The sequence below is a fragment of the Dokdonia genika genome (assembly GCF_042652845.1).
Taxonomy (GTDB): domain Bacteria; phylum Bacteroidota; class Bacteroidia; order Flavobacteriales; family Flavobacteriaceae; genus Dokdonia; species Dokdonia donghaensis.
Genome location: NZ_JBHSHB010000008.1, coordinates 437,581 through 459,314 on the forward strand (window position 1 = coordinate 437,581; position 21,734 = coordinate 459,314).

Consider the following 21,734-nt stretch of genomic DNA (forward strand, 5'->3'; position numbering starts at 1 on the left):
CTAACAAAATAATGTTGAAATGTGAAAAGTTTTCCCTTCTATCCTCAATTAGAATCTAAGGACTGTGGTCCCGCCTGCTTGCAGATGGTTTTAGAATTCTACGGATTGAAAGTGGGACTTAATAGGCTCAGGGAAATTTCTGAAACCAATAGAAGTGGTTCCAATCTTTACTTCCTTTCTCAAGCTGTCGAAAAATTGGGATTTAAATCTTTAGTAGTTAAGCTCAATATCTCAGAAATCAAGAAAGCTCCATTACCAGCTATTCTTCATTGGAATCAAAATCACTTTGTGGTGATTTATAAAATTAGTCATAGAGTTGGAAAGGTGAAATATCATATTGCAGATCCAGCCATTGGAATGTTACAATTAGAGGAAAATGAACTTCAAAATCATTGGCTAAATTTTAAAAAGACTAATAAAGAAGGAATAGTCTTTCTTTTAGAAAAGCCACTCAATTTTAGTAAGGAGAGCAACATAGAAAGCAAGAGAAACCAATATGAATTTAAAAGTATACTGACTTACCTCTTGCGCTTTAAGCCTTTTATATGGCAGTTAATGGTAGGTCTAATCATAGGGAGTTTATTACAACTTGTGATTCCATTCTTAACACAGAGTATCGTTGATATCGGTATTAGAGGTCAAAATTTAAATTTTATATACGTGATATTGGGAGCTCAAATTTTTCTGTATTTGGGAAGAATATCCATTCAAGTAATTAGAAATAGGATTCTTCTACATCTAAGTATACGGATCAATATTGCAATGATTTCAAGCTTTTTTATGAAACTAATGAAATTACCTATTTCTTATTTTGATAAAAAGCTTACTGGCGATTTACTACAAAGAATCAATGATCACAGAAGAATTCAGAACTTTATAGCAGTATCATCACTTGACGTTATTTTTTCAGCAACAAGTATTTTTATATTGAGCATTGTATTGGCTTACTACAGTCTCCTAATTTTTACTGTTTTTTTTTTAGGAAGCATCTTGTACGGTTCTTGGGTAATTCTTTTTTTAAAAAAGCGAAAGGTTATAGATAATACTCATTTTAATATCCAAAGTGAGGATAATAGTAAAACTTTAGAGCTCATAAATGCGATGCAGGATATTAAACTATTCGGTATCGAACGTACTCAACGTCAATCGTGGGAGCAAATACAAGCTAAACTTTATAATACCAATCTGGATGCGCTCAAAATAAGTCAGTATCAAGACTTCGGTGCAGGACTTTTAAACGAAGTAAAGAATTTGATAATTATTGTTATTGCAGCAAAATTAGTCATTGATGCTCAAATTACTTTAGGAGTTATGCTAGCTATATCCTACATAATTGGCCAGCTTAATTCTCCTATAAGCTTGTTATTAAATTTCATAAGAGACTTGCAAGACGCTCTGATTTCATTTAGAAGAGTATCTGAAATTCATAATTTGGACAATGAAGAAAAAATTGTAGATAATATTAATGCTGATTCAGTACAATTAGGAGATATAGATATAGTCAATATTAGTTTTCGGTATCCAGGGATAAAAAGATGGGCTATCAAGGATTTGACTATAAATATACCTAAGAATAAGGTAACTGCTATAGTCGGTCACAGCGGGAGCGGTAAAACTACGCTTCTAAAACTTTTACTTCACTACTACAACACTTATGATGGGAAAATAAAAATAGGTAACACATCCTTAAACCACATTTCACCTGCTAAATGGAGAGTTAATTGTGGAGTTATACTTCAAGACAGTCACATTTTTAATGAGACAATACGCTATAATATAACTTTAAGTCACGAGAATATTAATAAAAACAATTTTCGGAACGCTATTAAAATATCAAATATCGAAGAATTTGTTGATGATCTTGCTTTAGGTTTTGCGACTAAAATAGGAAGGGAATTCACAAGCTTAAGTAGTGGGCAATACCAACGTATTTTGATAGCTAGAGCAATATATAGAAACCCAAAGTATTTATTCTTTGACGAGGCAACTAGCACACTTGACACTGATAATGAAAGACTAATTACTGATAGACTGAAAAAATTCTTTCAAGATAAAACAGTAGTCATAATTGCTCATAGATTAAGTACAGTTATAAATGCTGATCAAATTTTAGTTTTAAATAATGGAGAACTAGCAGAATCAGGAACACACGATCAGCTTATAGCACAAAGAGCTAACTATTATAGCTTAGTCAAAAATCAATTAGACTTGAGCAGTTAATGATTGACAGTGATATAAATATTGATGAACTCGAAGTAAGCTCCAATGGGTTTATTGAAACTGCACCAAAAAGACTTGTTTGGTACGGTTACACTATAATTGTTGTCATTTTTATAGGCCTGTTAATGTCCGCTACTGTTATTAAGTACCCAGTTGTAATTAATGGAACTGTTAAAATTACTACGCTAGACCCTCCTGAAAGAATTAAATCAAAAAAAGGTGGTATCGTACAAAAACTTTTTATCTCAAATGGAGATAGTATTAAGAGTAACCAGGTTCTTCTTGCGTTGCGTTCAGAAGCAAATTTCTATGATATAGAAATTTTAAAAAATCGATTAAAAAATTTACGGTTTCGCAATAACGATACTGTTGTTGATTTTATACTGAAAAGAGATTTAATATTTTTAAAACAATTAGGCAACCTAGAATTAGGTACTATTAGAGGTGAATTAAATACTTTAGAGAACCTCCTATCTGATTATATTAGAACAGAGGAATTTCCAATACAAACTGTAAAACTTTCTTCATATAAAGGTTTAACAAGTAGTTCTGCTGAAGATATACGTCTGCTTAAAAGGAACCGTAATCAGATTTTAAAAGAATTAATAATTGCCGAGCAAAATGAGAAAAGGTATAAGAACTTATATGAACTTGGTGTGGTGTCTCAAATAGAGCTTGAAGCAACCCAGAAACACACATTAATTATTGAACAGAAATTAAACATTAATTCCGTAAAAATTTCAAGCGCAGGTAATAGTGTACTAGAATCTAGTGCAAATGAATTAATTCTAGGTTTAGATTATAATTTACAGAAAGCTAGAAAACTAGCCGATATTCAGACTAGTCTCAAAGAACTGGAAACAGCCATAGAGCTATGGGAAGAAAAATTTTTACTGCGAGCACAATCTGAAGGAAAAGTTCATTTTTTGGAAAGGCTAAACGATAATTCGATTGTCGAAACGGAAAAGGTCATTATGCTAATAGAAAATTTAAACATTAATCGCGAGCTCGTGGGAGAAATATTAGTATCACCATCTAATTATGGTAGAGTAAGATTAGGTCAAAATGTTGAAATTATTTTAGAGAGTTATCCGGAGGGAGAATTCGGTTTTCTGAGAGGAAAAATTATGCAAATTTCAGATGTACCTAATTTAGAGTCGCAATATAGTATTATGGTAAAGCTAGAAAATGAACTAAGAACTTCGGCAAATAAAGTTATTCCTTACAGAGAAGGATTGGCGGGTACTTGTGAGATTATAACTCAAGAGATTAGTTTAATGAAGAGAATGTTGCAACTTTTAAATAGATGAAATCAATTTTAAACCAAAATGAGCCTTAAGAACTGCAAAATTGTTAAAAAATGTTAAAGTTGTACCTATGTTGTACCTAAAATAAAAAAGCAGTCGCAAATAACTGCAACTGCCTGATTATCAAGTAGCGAGAGGGGGGCACGATCCCCCGACCTCCGGGTTATGAATCCGACGCTCTAACCAACTGAGCTACCTCGCCATCTTACTTAGATTTTTAAATTACTGGTTAAGTAAAATTATGTTTTTAAAGATAAAACTATAAAAGCATCTGTCTAAGCGGGTGCAAATATAAAATATAATAGCGGTAGTGCAAACCTCTTTCTCAAATAAAATTAATTTAATTGCTTTGTTGTAGACTTTAATATCAATATATTGTCGTTTATAATTATAAGTTTATATGAGCGATAAAAAGAAATATGTGATAGAGTTTGTTGTAAGAGCGTCTCCTTCACTATTATACCAATATATGGCAACACCATCAGGAATGAGTGAGTGGTTTGCAGATAACGTAAATTCTAGAGGTGAGTTTTACACTTTTATCTGGGATGGAAGTGAAGAAAAAGCTAAGCTTTTAAGTAAAAAGAGTGGAGAGTACATAAAATTTCAATGGCTAGATGACGAGGGAGAGGAGTATTTCTTCCAGTTGCGTATTCAAGTAGACGAGATTACAAAAGATGTATCTCTTATGATTACAGATTATGCCGAAGAAGATGAAATAGATGAAGGTAAAATGTTTTGGGAAAATCAAATTTCAGAACTGAAACAAGTAATAGGCTCAGTTTAACTAGTGTCTAATTAATATCTTTGCACCGCCTTACAATAGGCGGTTTTTTTATGATTAATCACAACGGAACAATATCGGCAGTAACAGAAGCTAGGCTTGACCCATTTAATAGAGGTTTTCTCTATGGTGATGGACTCTTTGAAACTATAAAAGCAGTAAATGGTAAACTTCTCTTTTGGGAAGATCACTACTTCAGGCTTATGGCCTCTATGCGCATCTTGCGTATGGATATCCCTATGGAGTTTACACCAGAGTACCTAGAAGAACAGCTCAAAAGCACGATAGATGCCGCCGGATTACTCAATGAGACAGCTCGAGTACGTATTACAGTCTATAGATCTGGAGACGGCACTTACCTCCCAGAAGAGAGAGGTGTGGGGTTTTACGCTTTCGCGAAAGCGCACTCAGAACCATTTTACCTACTCAATGATGCACCTTATGAAGTAGAGCTTTATAAAGATCACTATATAAACGCAGATCTTATTTCTACACTTAAAACGACTAATAAAATCGTGCACGTGACAGGTAGTATTTATGCGCAAGAAAATGGTTATGATAACTGCCTGCTTGTAAATAGTGATAAAAATATTGCAGAGGCATTACAGGGTAATCTCTTTCTTGTAAAAGGTACAACTATAAAAACTCCACCGCTTGCCGATGGTTGTTTACGTGGTATTATAAGAAAACAATTAATGGGTATTATAGAACTTATGGATGAGTATACGCTAGAAGAAGCGTCTATCTCTCCTTTTGAACTGCAGAAGGCAGATGAGCTCTTTATAACAAATACGATTAAGGGAATACAGCCTATTACAAAGTACCGTAAGAAACAGTACACAACAAATACTGCAGAGGCATTGCTTAAAAAATTAAACGTAAAAGCTCGCTTGGGTTAGTTATATTGAGGATTTGCAGGAGCATTAGACCATAATGCATAAGATCCACCCAGTTCTCTCAACTTATCACTCCATAATGCAAGGTGATTACTCTTAAGGAGTTCTTTGCACAAATTATTTTTTGTGATAACCCAACTGTGCTCACTTATTTCTTGATCAAGTTGTTTACTTCCCCAGCCACTGTAACCTAAAAAGAATTTTATGTTATCGCAGCTTATTTCTTTTGCGAGTATAAGATCTACAGCACGTTGAAAGTCACCTCCCCAGTATATTCCAGAAGAGATCTCTTGACTTCCTTCTATAAGCTCTGGCGCTGTGTGTAGAAAGTATAAATTTTCTTGCTCTACAGGACCTCCATTATAGATGGGCATCTCGCAATCTTCCATTCCTTCTATTAAATCTGCTAGGGTAACATCTAGAGGTTTGTTAAGTATAAAACCTACAGATCCCTCCTCATTATGGTCTGCTAGTAGAATTACAGATCTGGTGAAAGAAACATCTCCAAGTACGGATGGCTCGGCAACTAATAATTGTCCTTTGGTCGGTAGTTTAGTCATATTTATCGCCTTTTGTATACTAAAGCTACCTATTTTTTATAGCAATACAAATTATTTATCATTAAAAAATAGTTGCATAAAATTTATTTTTAAAATATTGAAAATCAATAAAATACAATATTTGGAATCAATAATTTGTTCTTGATAATTATTTATTAAACTATGCGCACATAGTATAACGGTGTTAAAAGAGCGATTTTTAATAGGTTAAAACCTAATAATGTCTACTCATACTAGTGTTAAGAGTGGACTGCAATAGCTATTTTTACGATAAAAATTGACTTTTGAAAGCAAGCTATAAAAAACATATACTAGAGTTTAAAAGACCTAGTGGCACCTCTAGAGGTGTATTACGCACAAAAGAGACCTGGTATTTAATTATAGAAGATGGCAACAATTATGGTGTAGGGGAGTGCGGTATTTTAAGGGGGCTTAGTTATGATGATGTTCCAGAATATGAGTCTATGCTTAAATGGACGTGTGATCACATCTCACAGGGTCCAGATAAATTATGGGAAGCACTAAGAGATTTTCCCAGTATACAAGCTGGTGTAGAAATGGCATTTATGTCTCTTAAATCACAAAATCCTTATCATATATATCCCTCGCCATTTACAAGAGGTGAAGAAGCAATCTCCATTAATGGCTTGGTATGGATGGGCGATGAGTCCTTTATGCGGGAGCAAGTCTCAGAAAAAATAGCACAAGGTTTCAATTGCATTAAAATGAAGATAGGAGCGATAGATTTTAAAGAAGAGCTAGCTATCCTATCTGCCATACGTAAAGATCATAGTGCAAGTGAGCTTACATTAAGAGTAGATGCAAATGGAGGTTTTACAAAGGAAACGGTTCAAAGTGTATTAGAAGAACTTGCAGCTCTTGAGATACACTCTATTGAGCAACCTATCGCTACAAAGCAATGGGATGATATGGCTGCACTCTGTGCGAGCACGCCAGTACCTATCGCGCTAGATGAAGAGTTAATAGGTGTAACAAACCTTGAAGATAAGCACAAGGTGCTAAACAGTATTAAGCCACAATATATAATTTTAAAACCTAGCTTTGTAGGAGGTTTTAAAGGAAGCGAGGAGTGGATAGAAGCTGCAAATAATCGTGACATAGGCTGGTGGATAACCTCTGCTCTTGAGAGTAATATAGGGCTTAATGCCATAGCCCAGTGGACGTATAAACTAGGTGCGCAAGGACCTCAAGGTCTAGGCACGGGGAGCCTATTTACAAATAATATATCTTCGCCACTAGAAGTAACAAACGGAACCTTAAAAATGAACCCTGAGCTATCTTGGGATTTTAAAATATAATTTATGTTTATAGAGCAAGCCTATAAAGGAGAAAACGAAACTTGGAAATTTGTCATAACCTGTATACTTACAATGGGTATTTTTATTTCAAACCTGTTGTTTTTCCTTTTTGTAGATGTAGACCCGCAAGCTGCGATGGATGATATGATGCGACTTTTTAAGTCAAAAAATTTATTGCTCGCATTTAACCTTGCCGTATTTATTCCTATTCTGGCAGTGCTGTTTTTACTAGTGTGGGCACTACATAAACGCAGTATATTAAGCTTAACAACAGCAAGAAAGAAAGTAGACTGGAGTCGCATTTTCTTTAGCTTTATGATGGTGTTTATTTATACAGTGGTAAGTTTTGGGATTGTATATTATATGACACCAGAAGATTATGTACTACAGTTTGATAGTTCTAAGTTTGGTATACTCGTTCTTATAGGTTTAGTGTTTTTTCCTTTTCAGATAGGTCTAGAGGAGTACCTTTTTAGAGGGTATGTGATGCAACAAGTAGGTATAATGGCGCGCAATAGGTGGTTCCCACTTGTATTGACATCGGTACTTTTTGGTATTTTTCATTGGGCAAATCCAGAAGTGGCAGAGCTGGGGGCAATCACTATGGTCTTCTACATAGGTACTGGCTTACTATTAGGTATAATGACACTTATGGATGATGGTATGGAGTTAGCTCTAGGTTTTCATTTTGGTAATAACTTACTAGCAGCAACATTACTTACCTATGAGTACTCAGCATTGCAAACAGATGCTATTTTTAAATCTGTAGGTCAGGCAGATACGGGTGTGGAGCTCGTACTACCAGTACTTATAGTCTACCCTATATTTCTTTTTATACTAGCCAAAAAATATAAATGGTCTAACTGGAAAGAAAAATTAACAGGTGCAGTACACCCACCAGCCACTACTATTTCATAATTTAATACAAGGTTTACATCTAACTAACTTATATTTTACAAGTAAGACTTATTTTTAATGCATATGTTATATGCAACAGATAGACATAAATTTTTGCACCCTAAGTTTAAACTTAACGGATCTTCTCATACAAAGGCCACGCTCAAGGCGCAGGCCTATGGTTTTATAAAAGAAGGAGAACCTTATGAGGAGTCTGTAGGCGAGTTTTTACTAGAGTGGCTTGATAAAAAGAAGTACGTAACCGTACAAACTTCTGGTTCTACCGGTGACCCTAAGCCTATTAAAATAGATAAGCTTCATATGATTAATAGTGCTAGAGCTACGGCAAAGCACTTTGATGTTTATGAAAAAACCACAGCTCTTTTATGTTTGCCAGCACATTATATAGCAGGTAAAATGATGCTTGTACGAGCAATGGTTTTAGGCTGGCGTATTGATATGGCACAACCTAAGTCAAATCCGTTAGATAATATATATAGGAGGTACGACTTTTGTGCTATGACACCTTTTCAACTAGATAACTCCCTGTCTAGATTGCATCTGCTCTCTAAACTCATTGTAGGTGGAGGAGCAATTTCACCAGCGCTTAAAAGTAGAGTGCAGGGACTTGCAACTAAGATTTATGAAACTTACGGAATGACAGAAACCGTAACTCACATAGCCGCGAGGCGTGTCAACTCAAAAAAGAATAAAGACAGCCTTATACCTTTTAAAGTACTAGATAAAGTAACTATAGAGGCAGATGAGCGCAGTTGCTTAGTAATAAAAGCACCGTACGTGAGCTCAGATCCTGTGGTGACTAATGATATTGTAAAAATTATGACCTATAAAAAATTTATCTGGCTAGGTCGCATAGATAATGTCATTAACAGTGGTGGTGTTAAATTACATCCAGAGCAAGTAGAAGGAAAACTAGCTACCTATATAGATGTACCTTACTTCATTACAGGTATGCCAGATGATCGTCTGGGAGAACAGTTAGTTCTCTTTGTAGAGCAAGAAGAGCCATACGATTTTCACATTAGTGAAGAAGATATGAAGGTGTTTAAGCCTTATGAGTTTCCTCGTAAAATTATTTCGGTTCCTCAATTTCAGCGCACTAGCACTGGTAAAATTCAGCGAGGTCAGACCTTAACAAAATACCTAGATACGATATAGGTTTTAAGTACGCTTTCGCGAAAGCGTAATCACATTCATACCACTTTACTCAACACCAAGGCTCGTTTACTCATTACTAATAGGGTGTAAATCACATTTGAGATAAGTTTATACTGAATATAAAACCAAGTAAGTATGAAATATCTAGCACAGGCAGTAGTCCTTTTTGTAATGATGCAAATGACTGCGCAGACTCAAGATCAAACCCAAACAACTGTACTCAAAGCCGAACAATTAATCACCTATGCGGCAGATAATTATCCGGCAGATGATCCGGTTCAGGTTTATATACTTGTAGAGACGGGCAGTGCAGGTATACATCAAGATCATAAATTTTATATTGAGCAAGGTGTAAAACTACTCACAAAGAGACTTGAGCCAGAAGATAAAATTGCTATAGGAACCTATGGTGCTGTTAGTGCAGTTGTATTACCGTTTACAGAGGTAAGTGTAAGCAAAGTGATAGAGGAAGGCGTGCAGAAGTTGTTTTCTGGCTCATTTAAAGAGGTTAGTGGGGCAGATGGTATAGCTCTGGCATATGATCTTACAGAGGCAAATTATGATGAAGATGTAGTGAGTAATGTGATAATGATACGTGGTAGTGGAGTGCACCAAGAGCCAGCACAAGCAAAGTCTGTTACTAGTGTTTATAAAAAAGTAAGTGAGACAAATCTTGTAGCACAAGAGGTTGAGGTAGCCAAGGTTACAACGACACCAAAAGAAGAGAGACAAGCGCAAAGAGTACAACGCAAGCAGGCAAAAGCAGCAGAGCACAAAAATCTAGGGGGTGCTATTGCACTCACGGCACTTACTATTTTGCCAGAAATTTTAGATGTAATTAAGGATTAGAAATAGTTAGGCATCATTATTGAAAAGAGAAAAGAAAAAATAAATATGCATATTTGCACAAAATATAGAACAATGATTTTTCGTTTATTCGCACTTATCTTTTTAATCGCTGGCTCGTCTACCATATATGCGCAAAACCTCGGAAGCATACAGAGAGGACAACGTGGATACTCACCACCCGCAAGACAGCAAGACGCTGGAGAACCGGAAAAACCAGACGTAAATTTACTTAGTATAGAACGTGCAGATATGTATCAAGAAATACTAGATATAGATGTCTTTACAAAAGAAGTACTTAAAAGTTACCTCAAAGATTATTATACAGCCACTGTAGATATAGGGTATGATGAGAATCTCAAATTTGATGCAAAAAGAGAGCTTATTAATGCAGAGCGCAAAAAATTTGAAACGTCTTTAAAAGAAGTTTTTACAGAAGAGCAAGTAGAAAAAATCCTTACCGAAGAGGAGTTTGGTAAAGAAAAAAAGAAATACGATAAAGAGAAAAGACAAGAGAAGCGCAAGAAGAAAAAGCGTAAAAAGAATAAAGATGACGATGGTAAATAGTATTTATTAATCTCTGTTTATAAAAAGGAGCATTTTTTTTAAAATGCTCCTTTTTGTTTTTAGTACATTTAAGTCCATAAAACAGATCACCTTATGAGAAGATTAATAGTACTCGCTCTTTTATTTATAACAACCATTAGCACCAGTCAAGTTTTATCAGAAAGAGATAGAGCAACTGTAATAGATGAGGTGCTGGCAGATAGGTTTAATAACTTACTCCCTAAGCTTATGGATCGTGCAGATATAGATATGTGGGTGGTTATCTCTAGGGAGTATAATGAAGATCCGGTACTTAAAACAATGTTACCATCTACCTGGCTCAACGCCCGTAGGAGAACAATCTTAGTTTTTTACAGAGATAAAGAGGCAAACACGATAGAAAAACTAGCAGTAGCTCGTTATAATGTGGGTAAAAATATTATCTCTGCCTGGGATAAAGAAAAGCAACCAGACCAGTGGCAGCGACTACTAGAGATTATAGAAAAACGTAACCCTTCTAAAATAGGTCTCAACTACTCAGATAATTATGGACTCGCAGATGGTATTGTAAAAACAGATTATGATGCTTTTATAAGTAGACTAACTCCAACACAACAAGCAAAAGTAGTCTCTGCAGAGCAGCTTGCCGTAGGCTGGTTAGAAACTCGTACTGCTCTAGAAGTAGGCTACTTTGAGCAGCTAGTAGATATAACACACGATATTATAAAAGATGCCTTTAGCGCAAAGGTCATAACGCCAGGCGTAACTAGTACAGATGATGTGGTCTGGTATTTAAGACAGCGCGTTACAGATATGGGACTTGAGACCTGGTTTCACCCTACGGTAGATATACAACGCTCAGAAGAGAAGCTAGAAAGTCACATCGTTTCTTTTTCAAACAGGCCAGAGGGCAAGATTATACAAAAGGGAGATTTAATACACTGTGATTTTGGGATCACTTACTTACGTCTCAATACAGACTGCCAGCAGCACGCTTATGTGCCAAAAGATGGTGAGACAAAAGCGCCAGACTTCTTAATAAAAGCCTTTAAGGACGGTAATAAGATACAAGACATACTCACCTCAAATTTTGAAACGGGTAGATCTGGCAACGAGATTTTACTCGCTGCACTTAAAGAAGGTAAAGAAGCAGGCTTGAGACCATCTATTTATACGCATCCGCTAGGGATGTATGGTCACGCTGCGGGGCCTACTATAGGTATGTGGGATTCTCAAGGTGGTGTGCCCGGTACTGGTGATTACCCGCTTTATGAAAATACGGGCTACGCCATAGAGCTTAACACGACGGTAAAAATACCAGAGTGGAATAAAGACATACGTATTATGCTAGAAGAAGCAGGTTTTTGGGGTGAAGACGGTTTTAGATACGTCTCTGGACGACAAGAAGAACTTATGCTTGTAGACTAGTGGTAAGTGCGCTTTCGCGAAAGCGTAATTAAATCTCTTTCATATCATCTAATATAAGTGATTAGTCTAGCTATTCTTTACCACGTGGGTGAAATTTTGCCATCTCACGGGCGAGGTCATTACGGTCTACGTGCATATAGATTTCTGTGGTGGTGATACTCTCGTGACCTAGCATTTGCTGTATACTTCTTAAGTCGGAGCCATTCTGTAACAAGTGGGTAGCAAAGCTGTGTCTAAACGTATGCGGACTTATATTTTTCTTTACACCCGCCTTGACTGCAAGATCTTTTATGATGGTAAAAATCATTGCCCTGGTGAGCTGTCTCCCACGTCTATTTAAAAATAAAATATCTACGTGCTCTGGTTTTACATCTATATGATTTCGCAATTCATTACGATATATATTAATATACTTCTGGGTATGCTCGCTTATGGGGACAAAACGTTGCTTATCTCCTTTACCTACAACGTTTATAAACCCTTCTTCAAAGTATAGATCAGAAAGCTTAAGAGAGATAAGCTCTGTCACACGAAGCCCGCAAGAATAGAGTGTCTCTAGCATTGCTCTATTGCGTTCTCCTTGAGGTTTACCTAGGTCTATGGCGTCTATAAGGGCGTCTATTTCTTCTTCAGATAAGGTGTCTGGTAGCTTGCGACCTATTTTTGGCGATTCTATAAGTTCTATAGGGTTATCTGTGCGATAATCTTCAAATACGAGATAATTAAAAAATCCTTTAAGACCAGAGATAACACGTGCTTGTGATCTCGCTTGAACTTCTTTTGCAATGGTATATACAAACTCTTGCAAATCTTCACGTGTAATCTGTAAAGGGTCTATAGGTTTGTCTAGTTGCTCCAGGTAGCGTGTGAGCTTTTTTAGGTCACGGGCATAATTGTCTATCGTATTGTCAGACAGGCTACGCTCTATGCGTAGGTAATTTTTATAATTAGTTATTGCGGTCTCCCATTTCACGTAAGTGAAAATACAACCTCACATTAACTTTTAAAACCTATTAAGGCATTTTGACCGTAAAATTCATTTAACAACTGTTTACAATGGGCTTAACACCATATTAACAACTCGCTGGGTAGCTTTGTATAAAATTTAAAAAAAGAAATCAAATGAAAAAATTAATTGTAGCAGCAAGTGCCATTTTATTATCTGTAACAGCAGTACAGGCCCAAGAAGAGGTGTCGTTTGGAGCAAAAGGAGGCGTTAACTTTGCAACCGTAGGAGGTGATGATTTTGATGATCCAGATGCGAGAACAAGTTTTCATATAGGAGGATTTGTAGAGGTGCCATTGACAGATAAATTTTCACTTCAGCCAGAGGTGTATTATTCAGGGCAAGGGTATGATATCCAAAGCAATGACAATGCAGATGATATAGAGTTTCAACTAGACTATATAAATGTGCCTGTACTCGCAAAATATTATTTTGTAGATGGGTTTTATGGTGAAGTAGGGCCGCAAATAGGGTTTAACATAAACAGCGAGATTGACTCTAATCCTGATGGAGACTCTGGCGATATAAACTTTAATAGTGATGCCATAAACACTATTGATTTTGGCGTTGTAGGTGGTTTAGGTTATAAATTAAACAATGGTTTGTTTTTTAATGCACGTTACAATCTAGGTCTTTCTGACGTTTTTAGTAGTGAAGATCTGGGTGGTTTTGATATAGACGCTCGTAATAGAGTATTTATGATAGGAGCTGGATTTGCATTTTAAAAATTAATAGAGATAAATGTAGAAGAGCGCCTCGATATGAGGCGCTTTTTTTATGCGTGAGATTACTGTATTTTTATGCTTTCGCGAAAGCGTAAATCACAACAATATTTTATGAAAATTCTTATAATAAACGGCCCTAATCTTAATATGCTAGGGAAGCGCGAACCAGAAATTTACGGTTCTGAAACTTTTGAAGATTATTTTACGCAATTACAGTTTAGGTTTAAGGACACGGAGCTTAGTTATTATCAAAGTAATATAGAAGGTGAGCTTATCTCAAAATTGCACGAGGCAAATGAAAGCTTTGATGGGGTAGTGCTCAATGGCGCGGCTTATACACATACTTCTGTGGGCCTAGGAGATGCAGTGGCGTCTATCTCGATTCCGGTGATAGAGGTGCATATCTCAAATACTTTTGCGAGAGAGGAGTTTAGACATCACTCATACCTATCTAAGTATGCTAAGGGTATCATTGTAGGTTTTGGGCTTAAAAGCTATGATCTTGCAATTGAGAATTTTTTAATGGAACAAAAACAATCCAGTTAGTAGAACATAAAAAAAGCCTCGCATTGCGAGGCTTTTTTTGTTGTTAAAATATAAGTGGCTTATAGGTGAATTACTTCATCATAAGCATCTGCCACGGCTTCCATCACGGCCTCACTCATAGTAGGGTGTGGGTGAATGGTTTTAAGTACTTCGTGACCTGTAGTTTCTAGTTTACGACCTAGTACAGCCTCTGCAATCATATCTGTTACACCAGCTCCTATCATATGGCATCCTAGCCACTCTCCGTACTTTGCGTCAAAGATTACTTTTACAAACCCATCTTTTGCACCAGAAGCGCTTGCTTTACCAGAAGCAGAGAATGGGAATTTACCCACTTTAAGTTCATAACCAGCTTCTTTTGCTTGCTTTTCTGTCATACCTACAGATGCAATCTCTGGTGATGCATAAGTACATCCTGGGATGTTTGAGTAGTCTATTTTTTCGGCGTGCATACCTGCGATTTTTTCAACACAAGTAATCCCTTCTGCAGAGGCAACGTGTGCGAGTGCAGGTCCAGGTGTTACATCACCTATCGCGTAGTAACCTGGCATATTAGTCTGGTACCAGTCGTTTACAATGATTTTATCTTTATCTGTAACGATACCTACATCTTCTAGCCCTATGTTTTCGATATTAGTTTTAATACCTACAGCACTAAGAACGATATCTGCCTCTAGCGTTTCTTCTCCTTTTTTAGTCTTTACAGTTGCTTTTACTCCAGATTTAGTTTTTTCTACCCTCTCTACAGATGATCCTGTCATTACTTTTACACCCGCTTTTTTAAGAGAGCGTTCAAATTGTTTTGAAACATCCTCATCCTCTACTGGTACAACGTGAGGCATATACTCTACAATGGTAACCTCTGTTCCCATTGAGTTGTAAAAGCTTGCAAACTCAACCCCTATGGCTCCAGAACCTACAACAATCATAGATTTAGGTTGCTCCTTAAGTGTCATTGCCTCGCGGTATCCTATTACCGTCTCACCATCTTGTTTAAGGTTAGGTAACTCACGTGAGCGAGCTCCCGTTGCGATAATAATATGGTCTGCGCTATATTCTTTACCGTCTACATCTATCTTTTTACCTGGCTTTATTTTTCCAAAACCATTGATGACGTCTATTTTATTTTTCTTCATTAAGAACTGAACACCTTTGCTCATTCCCTCTGCAACACCACGACTACGTTTTACAACTGCGGTAAAGTCTTTATCTACACCTGTAGCCTTAAGACCATAATCTTCTGCGTGGTTTAGGTATTCAAAAACTTGAGCACTTTTAAGAAGTGCTTTTGTAGGGATACATCCCCAGTTCAAACAAACGCCTCCTAGGCTTTCTTTTTCAACAACCGCTGTTTTTAAGCCTAACTGGCTTGCACGTATTGCTGTTACATATCCGCCTGGACCACTTCCTAAAACGATTACATCATATTTGCTCATATCTAGAATTTTTTAAGTCTAATTATTGGAGATCAAAAATACGGATTATCCCGTCATATATAAAACACAAAAACCGAAGCTCTAACCTTCGGTTTTTTATTAATTTAAGTTCATTTACTTAGAGTGCTATTTTTCAAAATCTATGCTTAAAGAGTTTACACAATAGCGCTGCCCGCTAGCTGTAGGTCCATCGTCAAAAACGTGACCTAGGTGTGAACCACAGTTTGAGCATAATATCTCTGTACGTATCATACCGTGTGTGGTATCACGTACATACTCTACCGTACCAGGTATAGACTCATCAAAGCTAGGCCACCCACAACCACTGTCAAATTTACTTGCACTTTCAAATAGCTTCTGGTCACAAGCACCACAGTGATAGGCACCTTCTTCATTATGTAAATTATAGGTGCCGGTAAAAGGACGTTCTGTGCCCTTCTCTCGTAATATTTTATAACGTTCTGGACCTAATTCTTCAAGCCACTCTGCTTCGGTTTTTTGTATAGAATATGCCATTATTCTTATTTTGAAGATGGTACAAATACAAGTGCATCACCGTTTATACAGTGTCTTTTTCCGGTAGTTGCTTTTGGACCATCGTTAAAAACGTGACCTAAGTGACCTCCACAAGTTGCACAATGCTCTTCTGTTCTGGTATACCCTAGATTGCGGTCTGTACTGTAAGCTATGTTACCTTCTATACCTCTATCAAAACTAGGCCAGCCTGTACCACTGTCAAATTTATGTGCTGTTTTAAAAAGTGGTGTATCACAACCAGCACAGTGAAAGGTACCTGCCTCCTTTATATAGTTAAGTGGGCTAGATCCTGGTCGCTCTGTACCCGCCTGGCGTAGCACATAATATTGCTCTTGGGTGAGTTGCGCTTTCCACTCAGCATCTGTTTTTGTTACCTCAAAAGTTTCTTTTTTAGTCTCTTGAGCAGATCCCTTGCAACTGGTAAATAGTGCTGCAAATGCCATTAAAATAAATACCTTTTTCATTGTATGTTCTTTTTTATGTAAAGTTACTGTAAAGCTATAAAGTGAGTCGTTAATGAACTCAGAAAATTACATCCCTTAAATGTAACTGTGAGGGTGTACGCTTTCGCGAAAGCGCAGAAATAGCAAAAGATTGACGTATTTAACCATATTTTATTGCAAAGGATGCCTGTAGATTAAATACTTACGTTAAATTTAACAAGACTATTACTAACAATCTCTCTATGAAAATACTTCACATAAGCGCCGAGTGTCATCCTGTTGCAAAAGTAGGAGGTCTGGCAGATGTTGTGGGAGCACTGCCAAAATATCAAAACCGCATAGGCCATAAGGCTGCCGTTATTATGCCTTATTACAAAACAACGTGGGTAGAGCGCGCTACCGGTAGAGTGGTTTTTACGCACCAACTTGTAGTAGATGGCACAACGTACCTAGCAGAAGTTATAGATGTAGATAATGAGTTGGGCTTCCCGCTATTTGTGATACGCGTGCAAGGCCTTACAGATAGGGCTGGCGTGTATGGTCATCAAGATGATGCGCTGCGTTTTATCGCTTTTCAGCGTGTGGCTTTGCAATGGATACTCACCTTTGAGACCTTACCAGAAGTAGTACACTGTCACGATCATCACACAGGTTTTATCCCGTTTATGATGCAGTATTGTCCAGAGTTTGACAAGTTAATGTCTGTCCCTACAGTACTCTCCATACACAATGCCCAGTATCAAGGTAATTTTGATAAAAGCGGTGTTGCGATGTTACCACGCTTTCGCGAAAGCAGGTACGGACTCCTCGACTGGTATGGACAGATTAATCCTCTGGCCGCTGCGATAAAATGCGCCTGGAGAGTAAACACGGTTTCTCCATCATATATGGAAGAATTAAAAGAGCAGGCAAATGGACTGGAAGGTTTACTAAGAAGCGAGTCTCAAAAATGCGTAGGTATTCTCAATGGCATAGATACCGAAACTTGGAATCCTAAAACAGACGAATATTTAGTTAAAAATTTTACCATTAGATCAAGAGCTGCTGGCAGAAAAGCAAATAAAGAAGCTTTATGTGAAGAGTTTGGACTTGATGCCTCAAAACCGCTTTTTGGTTTTATAGGCAGGCTTGTATGGGAAAAAGGAGCAGACTTGCTTCCAGAAGCTATAGAGCAAGCGCTCAATGAGTATGACATAAACATCATTTTACTAGGTAGTGGAGCATCAGATATTGAGGGACAGTTAGAACAATTAAAATTCACCCATAAGGGAAGGTTTAATGCCCATATAGGGTATGAGGAGCGTATGTCACACCAGGTCTATGCCGGAGCAGATTTTCTCTTAATGCCTAGTAGAGTAGAGCCTTGTGGTCTTAACCAGCTTTATAGCTTGCGTTATGGATGTGTACCCATTTTAAGACGTACCGGAGGGCTTAAAGATACAGTGGTAGATATAGGAGATGGTGGTCACGGTCTATGCCACGACCAGACTTCTGTGTTTGATATTGTTTATAGTATAGGCAGAGCCGAAGTGTTTTTTAGAGAAGAGAAACAGTTTAAAACAAATCAAAAACAAATGATGGAGATAGATCATAGCTGGGAGAATACAGCAGGAACTTATGTGACTCTCTATGAAGAATTACAACCTAAGCCAGTAGCAGTAAAAACAGGCAAGTCAATAAAAAAATAGCAAGTAATCCAACCTCAAAAAACGATTAGAAATGAATAAAAAAGTAGTAGCCATTATATTAGGAGGCGGTCAAGGAACAAGACTATATCCACTCACAGCAGAGCGTTCAAAACCTGCCGTGCCTATTGCTGGGAAGTATCGCCTTGTAGATATCCCTATCTCAAACTGTATAAATTCTAATATAAAGAGAATGTTTGTGCTCACGCAGTTTAACTCTGCCTCGCTTAATAAGCATATCAAACATACCTATCAGTTTTCTTACTTTTCTGAGGCTTTTGTAGATATACTTGCAGCAGAGCAAACACCGCATAATAAAGGTTGGTTTCAAGGTACTGCAGATGCGGTAAGGCAAAGTTTACACCATTTTAAAGGGTACGAGTCTGAGTATATAATGATACTCTCTGGTGACCAGCTGTACCAGATGGATTTTAATGCTATGCTTGAGGCGCATATAGAAGCAGATGCAAAGATTAGTATCGCATCCCTACCTGTTAATGCAAAAGATGCTACTTCTTTTGGGATTCTCAAAACCGCCGAAGATAATACGATAACATCCTTTATAGAAAAACCATCTGCAGATTTACTTCCAGACTGGGAGTCACCAGTCTCAGATGCTATGGCAGCACAAGGTAAACACTACCTTGCCTCTATGGGTATTTATATCTTTAATAAGGATTTGCTTATCGAGTTGCTAGAGGGAACAGATACAAATGATTTTGGTAAAGAAATCATTCCTCAGTCTATAGAGAATCACAAGGTGTTAAGTTATGCTTACGAGGGATACTGGACAGATATAGGAAATATAGATTCATTTTTTGAAGCAAATATTGATCTCACATCAGATTTACCAAAGTTTAATTTATTTAACAAAGGGCAAAACATCCTTACACGACCTCGTGTATTACCTCCCACAAAAATCTCTGGAACTACACTTGAAAAATCTATCGTAGCAGAAGGGAGTATCGTGCACGGCAGCCGTATTGAGAACTCTATTATAGGTATACGATCACGTATAGGAAAAGGCACTGTTTTAGAAAGTTGTTATGTGATGGGAAGTAATAGATTTTTAGACCTAGAAGAAATAAATCAAGCCAGAGCAAAGGGAGTACCTCACGTAGGAATAGGTGATCGCTGCTTTCTTACCAATTGTATTGTAGATAAAAACGCAAAAATAGGTGACGATGTGCGCATCACTGGTGGTAAGCACCTTGAAGACATTGAGACAGATACTTACGTAGTACGTGACGGTATTGTTGTGATTAGAAATGGGGCTACCATACCTTCTGGAACTATTATTTAATGAGCAAGGTACTAGCACATAGCTTACTTACAGATTTTGATATTAATCTTTTTAAATCAGGCAAGCATTATAAACTATATGAAAAACTGGGAAGCCACATTTGCGAGCGAGCGGGTGTAAAGGGAACCTACTTTGCAGTATGGGCACCTAGTGCTCAACAAGTATCTGTAGTAGGAAATTTTAATCACTGGCAAGATGGAGAGCATAAGCTTAACGTGCGATGGGATAGTAGTGGTATTTGGGAAGGCTTTATACCAGATATCGGCCACGGAGAGTTATACAAATATAAAATTCACGCTACGCACAACGGTGTCGTGACAGAAAAGGCAGATCCTTATGCACGTAGAGCAGAGCACCCTCCACAAACAGCATCTGTAGTTTATAAAACAAGCCACACCTGGAAAGATAAAAAGTGGATGGATAAGCGTCATAAACACAACGGCCTAGATGCGCCTATTTCTGTTTATGAGCTACACCTGGGCTCCTGGCGTCGCAAGCAAGAAGAGGGTAATCGCAGCCTGAGTTACTCAGAGCTAGCAACAACACTTGTAGACTATGTAAAAAAGCTAAATTTTACTCACGTAGAGTTTATGCCTATTATGGAGTATCCATATGACCCTAGCTGGGGATATCAGGTAACTGGTTATTTTGCACCTACCTCAAGATTTGGATATCCAGAGGAATTAATGACACTCATTGATGCCTTGCACGCAAGTGATATAGGCGTAATTTTAGACTGGGTGCCATCACATTTTCCAGAAGATCCACACGGGCTGGGTAACTTTGACGGGACAGCCTGTTACGAGCATCCAGATAGAAAGAAAGGATATCATCAAGACTGGAAATCACTCATCTTTAATTATGAACGCAACGAGGTACGTAGTTTTCTCATAAGTAACGCAATGTTCTGGCTAGAGCAATACCACGTAGATGGGCTCAGGGTAGATGCAGTGGCATCTATGCTATATCTAGATTATAGTAGAGAAGATGGAGAGTGGGAACCTAATGATCAAGGAGGTAGAGAAAACCTAGCCGTTATCTCTTTACTAAAAGAACTCAACGAGGCGCTTTACGGTGCTTTTCCAGATATCCAGATTATAGCAGAGGAGTCTACCAGTTTTCCTATGGTGAGCAAGCCTGTCTTTTCCGGAGGCTTAGGCTTTGGTATGAAGTGGATGATGGGGTGGATGCACGATACACTTAACTACTTTAAGAGAGATGCTATTTACAGAAATCACCATCACAATGAGATTTCCTTCTCAATGACTTATGGTTTTACAGAAAACTTTATGCTACCATTATCACACGATGAGGTTGTATACGGCAAGGGTTCTATATTAGGTCGAATGCCTGGTGATGAGTGGCAACGCTTTGCAAACCTTAGATTACTCTACACATATATGTATACTCATCCAGGAGCAAAGTTACTCTTTATGGGGAGCGAGTTGGGACAAGGTACAGAGTGGAATTTTCAAGATCAGTTAGACTGGTATGTGCTAGATTATGAAATACACAGCAATATGCAAAAGGCTTTTGCTGCTATAAACGGATTGTATACAAGTACACCTACACTGTACGAAAAGCAGTTTGATCCCGCAGGTTTTGAGTGGATTGCTCACGATGATAGTAAGAATGCCGTACTAAGTTACATACGTAAGGGTAACGACCCAAAAACGGTGATTGTGTGCGTGTTTAATATGACACCAGTACCGAGAGAAGATTACCGCATTGGAGTACCATTTTTTGGACGCTTTCGCGAAATTTTCAATAGCGACGCGTTAGAGTTTTCGGGTACAGGGGCTTATAAAAATGTAGACCTAACTGTTATAAACGAAGGCTGGAACGGAAAAACACATAGTACATCTATTACAGTACCGCCCTTATCGGGAGTGATTTTTGAATTAAAGGCAGATTAATAATGCCATAATAATAGGGTTAAAAGAGATTGAATGTGATATAATTTTCGCGAAAGCGGAAATCAACGTAGCTTATTATAGTACGAAAACGTTAGAGTTAATAAGTATTTAAGTATTAGCGAGGTAACTCAAAGAGTTAACCTTATTTTGAAATC

Annotated in this window: 20 protein-coding genes and 1 tRNA gene; 15 read left to right on the forward strand and 6 right to left on the reverse strand. The window is 37.4% G+C overall.

The window, feature by feature from the left end:
* The first annotated feature begins 21 nt into the window (after window positions 1–21).
* Both ACFO5T_RS05990 and ACFO5T_RS05995 read left to right on the forward strand, forming a co-directional pair.
* Complete coding sequence (locus ACFO5T_RS05990; protein ID WP_380032831.1) at window positions 22–2,220, forward strand: peptidase domain-containing ABC transporter; 2,199 nt, start codon at window positions 22–24, stop codon at window positions 2,218–2,220.
* Complete coding sequence (locus tag ACFO5T_RS05995; protein ID WP_380032833.1) at window positions 2,220–3,530, forward strand: hypothetical protein; 1,311 nt, start codon at window positions 2,220–2,222, stop codon at window positions 3,528–3,530. Before ACFO5T_RS05990 ends, ACFO5T_RS05995 begins: the two co-directional genes overlap by 1 nt.
* Before the next feature lie 125 nt (window positions 3,531–3,655).
* Here ACFO5T_RS05995 and ACFO5T_RS06000 read toward each other — a convergent pair.
* Window positions 3,656–3,729, reverse strand: a tRNA-Met gene (locus tag ACFO5T_RS06000).
* Between the two features lie 198 nt (window positions 3,730–3,927).
* Between ACFO5T_RS06000 and ACFO5T_RS06005 the strand changes: the two genes are divergently transcribed.
* The gene (locus tag ACFO5T_RS06005; protein ID WP_021778541.1) at window positions 3,928–4,314 is read left to right on the forward strand and encodes an START-like domain-containing protein; all 387 of its coding nucleotides are present in this window, start codon (window positions 3,928–3,930) and stop codon (window positions 4,312–4,314) included.
* 50 nt (window positions 4,315–4,364) lie between these two features.
* Window positions 4,365–5,210, forward strand: a complete 846-nt coding sequence (locus ACFO5T_RS06010; RefSeq protein WP_380032835.1) for an aminotransferase class IV — start codon at window positions 4,365–4,367, stop codon at window positions 5,208–5,210.
* Here the strand turns inward: ACFO5T_RS06010 and ACFO5T_RS06015 are convergent.
* Window positions 5,207–5,767 (reverse strand): YqgE/AlgH family protein, encoded by a 561-nt coding sequence (locus ACFO5T_RS06015; protein ID WP_375252351.1) that lies wholly within the window; start codon window positions 5,765–5,767, stop codon window positions 5,207–5,209. The two genes, ACFO5T_RS06010 and ACFO5T_RS06015, sit on opposite strands and share 4 nt — an antisense overlap.
* Before the next feature lie 284 nt (window positions 5,768–6,051).
* Between ACFO5T_RS06015 and ACFO5T_RS06020 the strand changes: the two genes are divergently transcribed.
* The 6 genes from ACFO5T_RS06020 to ACFO5T_RS06045 all read left to right on the forward strand — a co-directional run bounded on the left by ACFO5T_RS06020 (window position 6,052) and on the right by ACFO5T_RS06045 (window position 11,982).
* Window positions 6,052–7,086: an o-succinylbenzoate synthase gene (locus ACFO5T_RS06020; protein WP_380032837.1), complete on the forward strand. Its 1,035-nt coding sequence runs from the start codon at window positions 6,052–6,054 to the stop codon at window positions 7,084–7,086.
* Window positions 7,087–7,089: 3 nt separating this feature from the next.
* Complete coding sequence (locus ACFO5T_RS06025; RefSeq protein WP_021778545.1) at window positions 7,090–8,004, forward strand: CPBP family intramembrane glutamic endopeptidase; 915 nt, start codon at window positions 7,090–7,092, stop codon at window positions 8,002–8,004.
* Between the two features lie 57 nt (window positions 8,005–8,061).
* Window positions 8,062–9,162, forward strand: coding sequence for an AMP-binding protein (locus ACFO5T_RS06030; protein ID WP_380032840.1), 1,101 nt, complete (start codon window positions 8,062–8,064; stop codon window positions 9,160–9,162).
* A 135-nt stretch (window positions 9,163–9,297) separates the two neighbouring features.
* On the forward strand, window positions 9,298–10,011 hold the full coding sequence (locus ACFO5T_RS06035) for a vWA domain-containing protein (protein ID WP_375252350.1): 714 nt from the start codon (window positions 9,298–9,300) through the stop codon (window positions 10,009–10,011).
* Window positions 10,012–10,083: 72 nt separating this feature from the next.
* On the forward strand, window positions 10,084–10,575 hold the full coding sequence (locus ACFO5T_RS06040; RefSeq protein WP_375252349.1) for a hypothetical protein: 492 nt from the start codon (window positions 10,084–10,086) through the stop codon (window positions 10,573–10,575).
* A 93-nt stretch (window positions 10,576–10,668) separates the two neighbouring features.
* A complete protein-coding gene (locus ACFO5T_RS06045; RefSeq protein ID WP_380032842.1) occupies window positions 10,669–11,982 on the forward strand; it encodes a M24 family metallopeptidase in 1,314 nt (437 codons plus the stop codon).
* A gap of 70 nt (window positions 11,983–12,052) precedes the next feature.
* Here the strand turns inward: ACFO5T_RS06045 and xerD are convergent, their stop codons facing one another.
* Window positions 12,053–12,955, reverse strand: a complete 903-nt coding sequence (gene xerD, locus ACFO5T_RS06050) for a site-specific tyrosine recombinase XerD (protein WP_380032844.1) — start codon at window positions 12,953–12,955, stop codon at window positions 12,053–12,055.
* A 149-nt stretch (window positions 12,956–13,104) separates the two neighbouring features.
* On the opposite strand from xerD, the gene ACFO5T_RS06055 reads away from it, so the two are divergent.
* The gene (locus tag ACFO5T_RS06055) at window positions 13,105–13,713 is read left to right on the forward strand and encodes a porin family protein (protein ID WP_380032846.1); all 609 of its coding nucleotides are present in this window, start codon (window positions 13,105–13,107) and stop codon (window positions 13,711–13,713) included.
* Between the two features lie 111 nt (window positions 13,714–13,824).
* Entirely contained in the window at window positions 13,825–14,259 is a 435-nt protein-coding gene (aroQ, locus tag ACFO5T_RS06060) for a type II 3-dehydroquinate dehydratase (protein ID WP_380032848.1), read from the forward strand.
* Window positions 14,260–14,318: 59 nt separating this feature from the next.
* Here aroQ and lpdA read toward each other — a convergent pair whose 3' ends face one another.
* The 3 genes from lpdA to msrB (ACFO5T_RS06075) all read right to left on the reverse strand — a co-directional run bounded on the left by lpdA (window position 14,319) and on the right by msrB (ACFO5T_RS06075) (window position 16,696).
* Window positions 14,319–15,695 (reverse strand): dihydrolipoyl dehydrogenase, encoded by a 1,377-nt coding sequence (gene lpdA / locus ACFO5T_RS06065; RefSeq protein WP_380032850.1) that lies wholly within the window; start codon window positions 15,693–15,695, stop codon window positions 14,319–14,321.
* A gap of 126 nt (window positions 15,696–15,821) precedes the next feature.
* The gene (gene msrB / locus ACFO5T_RS06070; RefSeq protein ID WP_021778554.1) at window positions 15,822–16,211 is read right to left on the reverse strand and encodes a peptide-methionine (R)-S-oxide reductase MsrB; all 390 of its coding nucleotides are present in this window, start codon (window positions 16,209–16,211) and stop codon (window positions 15,822–15,824) included.
* A 5-nt stretch (window positions 16,212–16,216) separates the two neighbouring features.
* On the reverse strand, window positions 16,217–16,696 hold the full coding sequence (msrB, locus tag ACFO5T_RS06075; protein ID WP_038597101.1) for a peptide-methionine (R)-S-oxide reductase MsrB: 480 nt from the start codon (window positions 16,694–16,696) through the stop codon (window positions 16,217–16,219).
* 221 nt (window positions 16,697–16,917) lie between these two features.
* On the opposite strand from msrB (ACFO5T_RS06075), the gene ACFO5T_RS06080 reads away from it, so the two are divergent.
* From ACFO5T_RS06080 to glgB, 3 genes are read left to right on the forward strand one after another with little or no spacing between them, the layout of a single operon-like run.
* Window positions 16,918–18,363, forward strand: coding sequence for a glycogen synthase (locus ACFO5T_RS06080; RefSeq protein ID WP_380032853.1), 1,446 nt, complete (start codon window positions 16,918–16,920; stop codon window positions 18,361–18,363).
* Between the two features lie 31 nt (window positions 18,364–18,394).
* Entirely contained in the window at window positions 18,395–19,663 is a 1,269-nt protein-coding gene (locus tag ACFO5T_RS06085) for a glucose-1-phosphate adenylyltransferase (RefSeq protein WP_375252594.1), read from the forward strand.
* Window positions 19,663–21,579: a 1,4-alpha-glucan branching protein GlgB gene (glgB, locus tag ACFO5T_RS06090; protein ID WP_375252593.1), complete on the forward strand. Its 1,917-nt coding sequence runs from the start codon at window positions 19,663–19,665 to the stop codon at window positions 21,577–21,579. The genes ACFO5T_RS06085 and glgB overlap by 1 nt, the downstream gene beginning before the upstream one ends.
* Window positions 21,580–21,734: the final 155 nt, after the last annotated feature.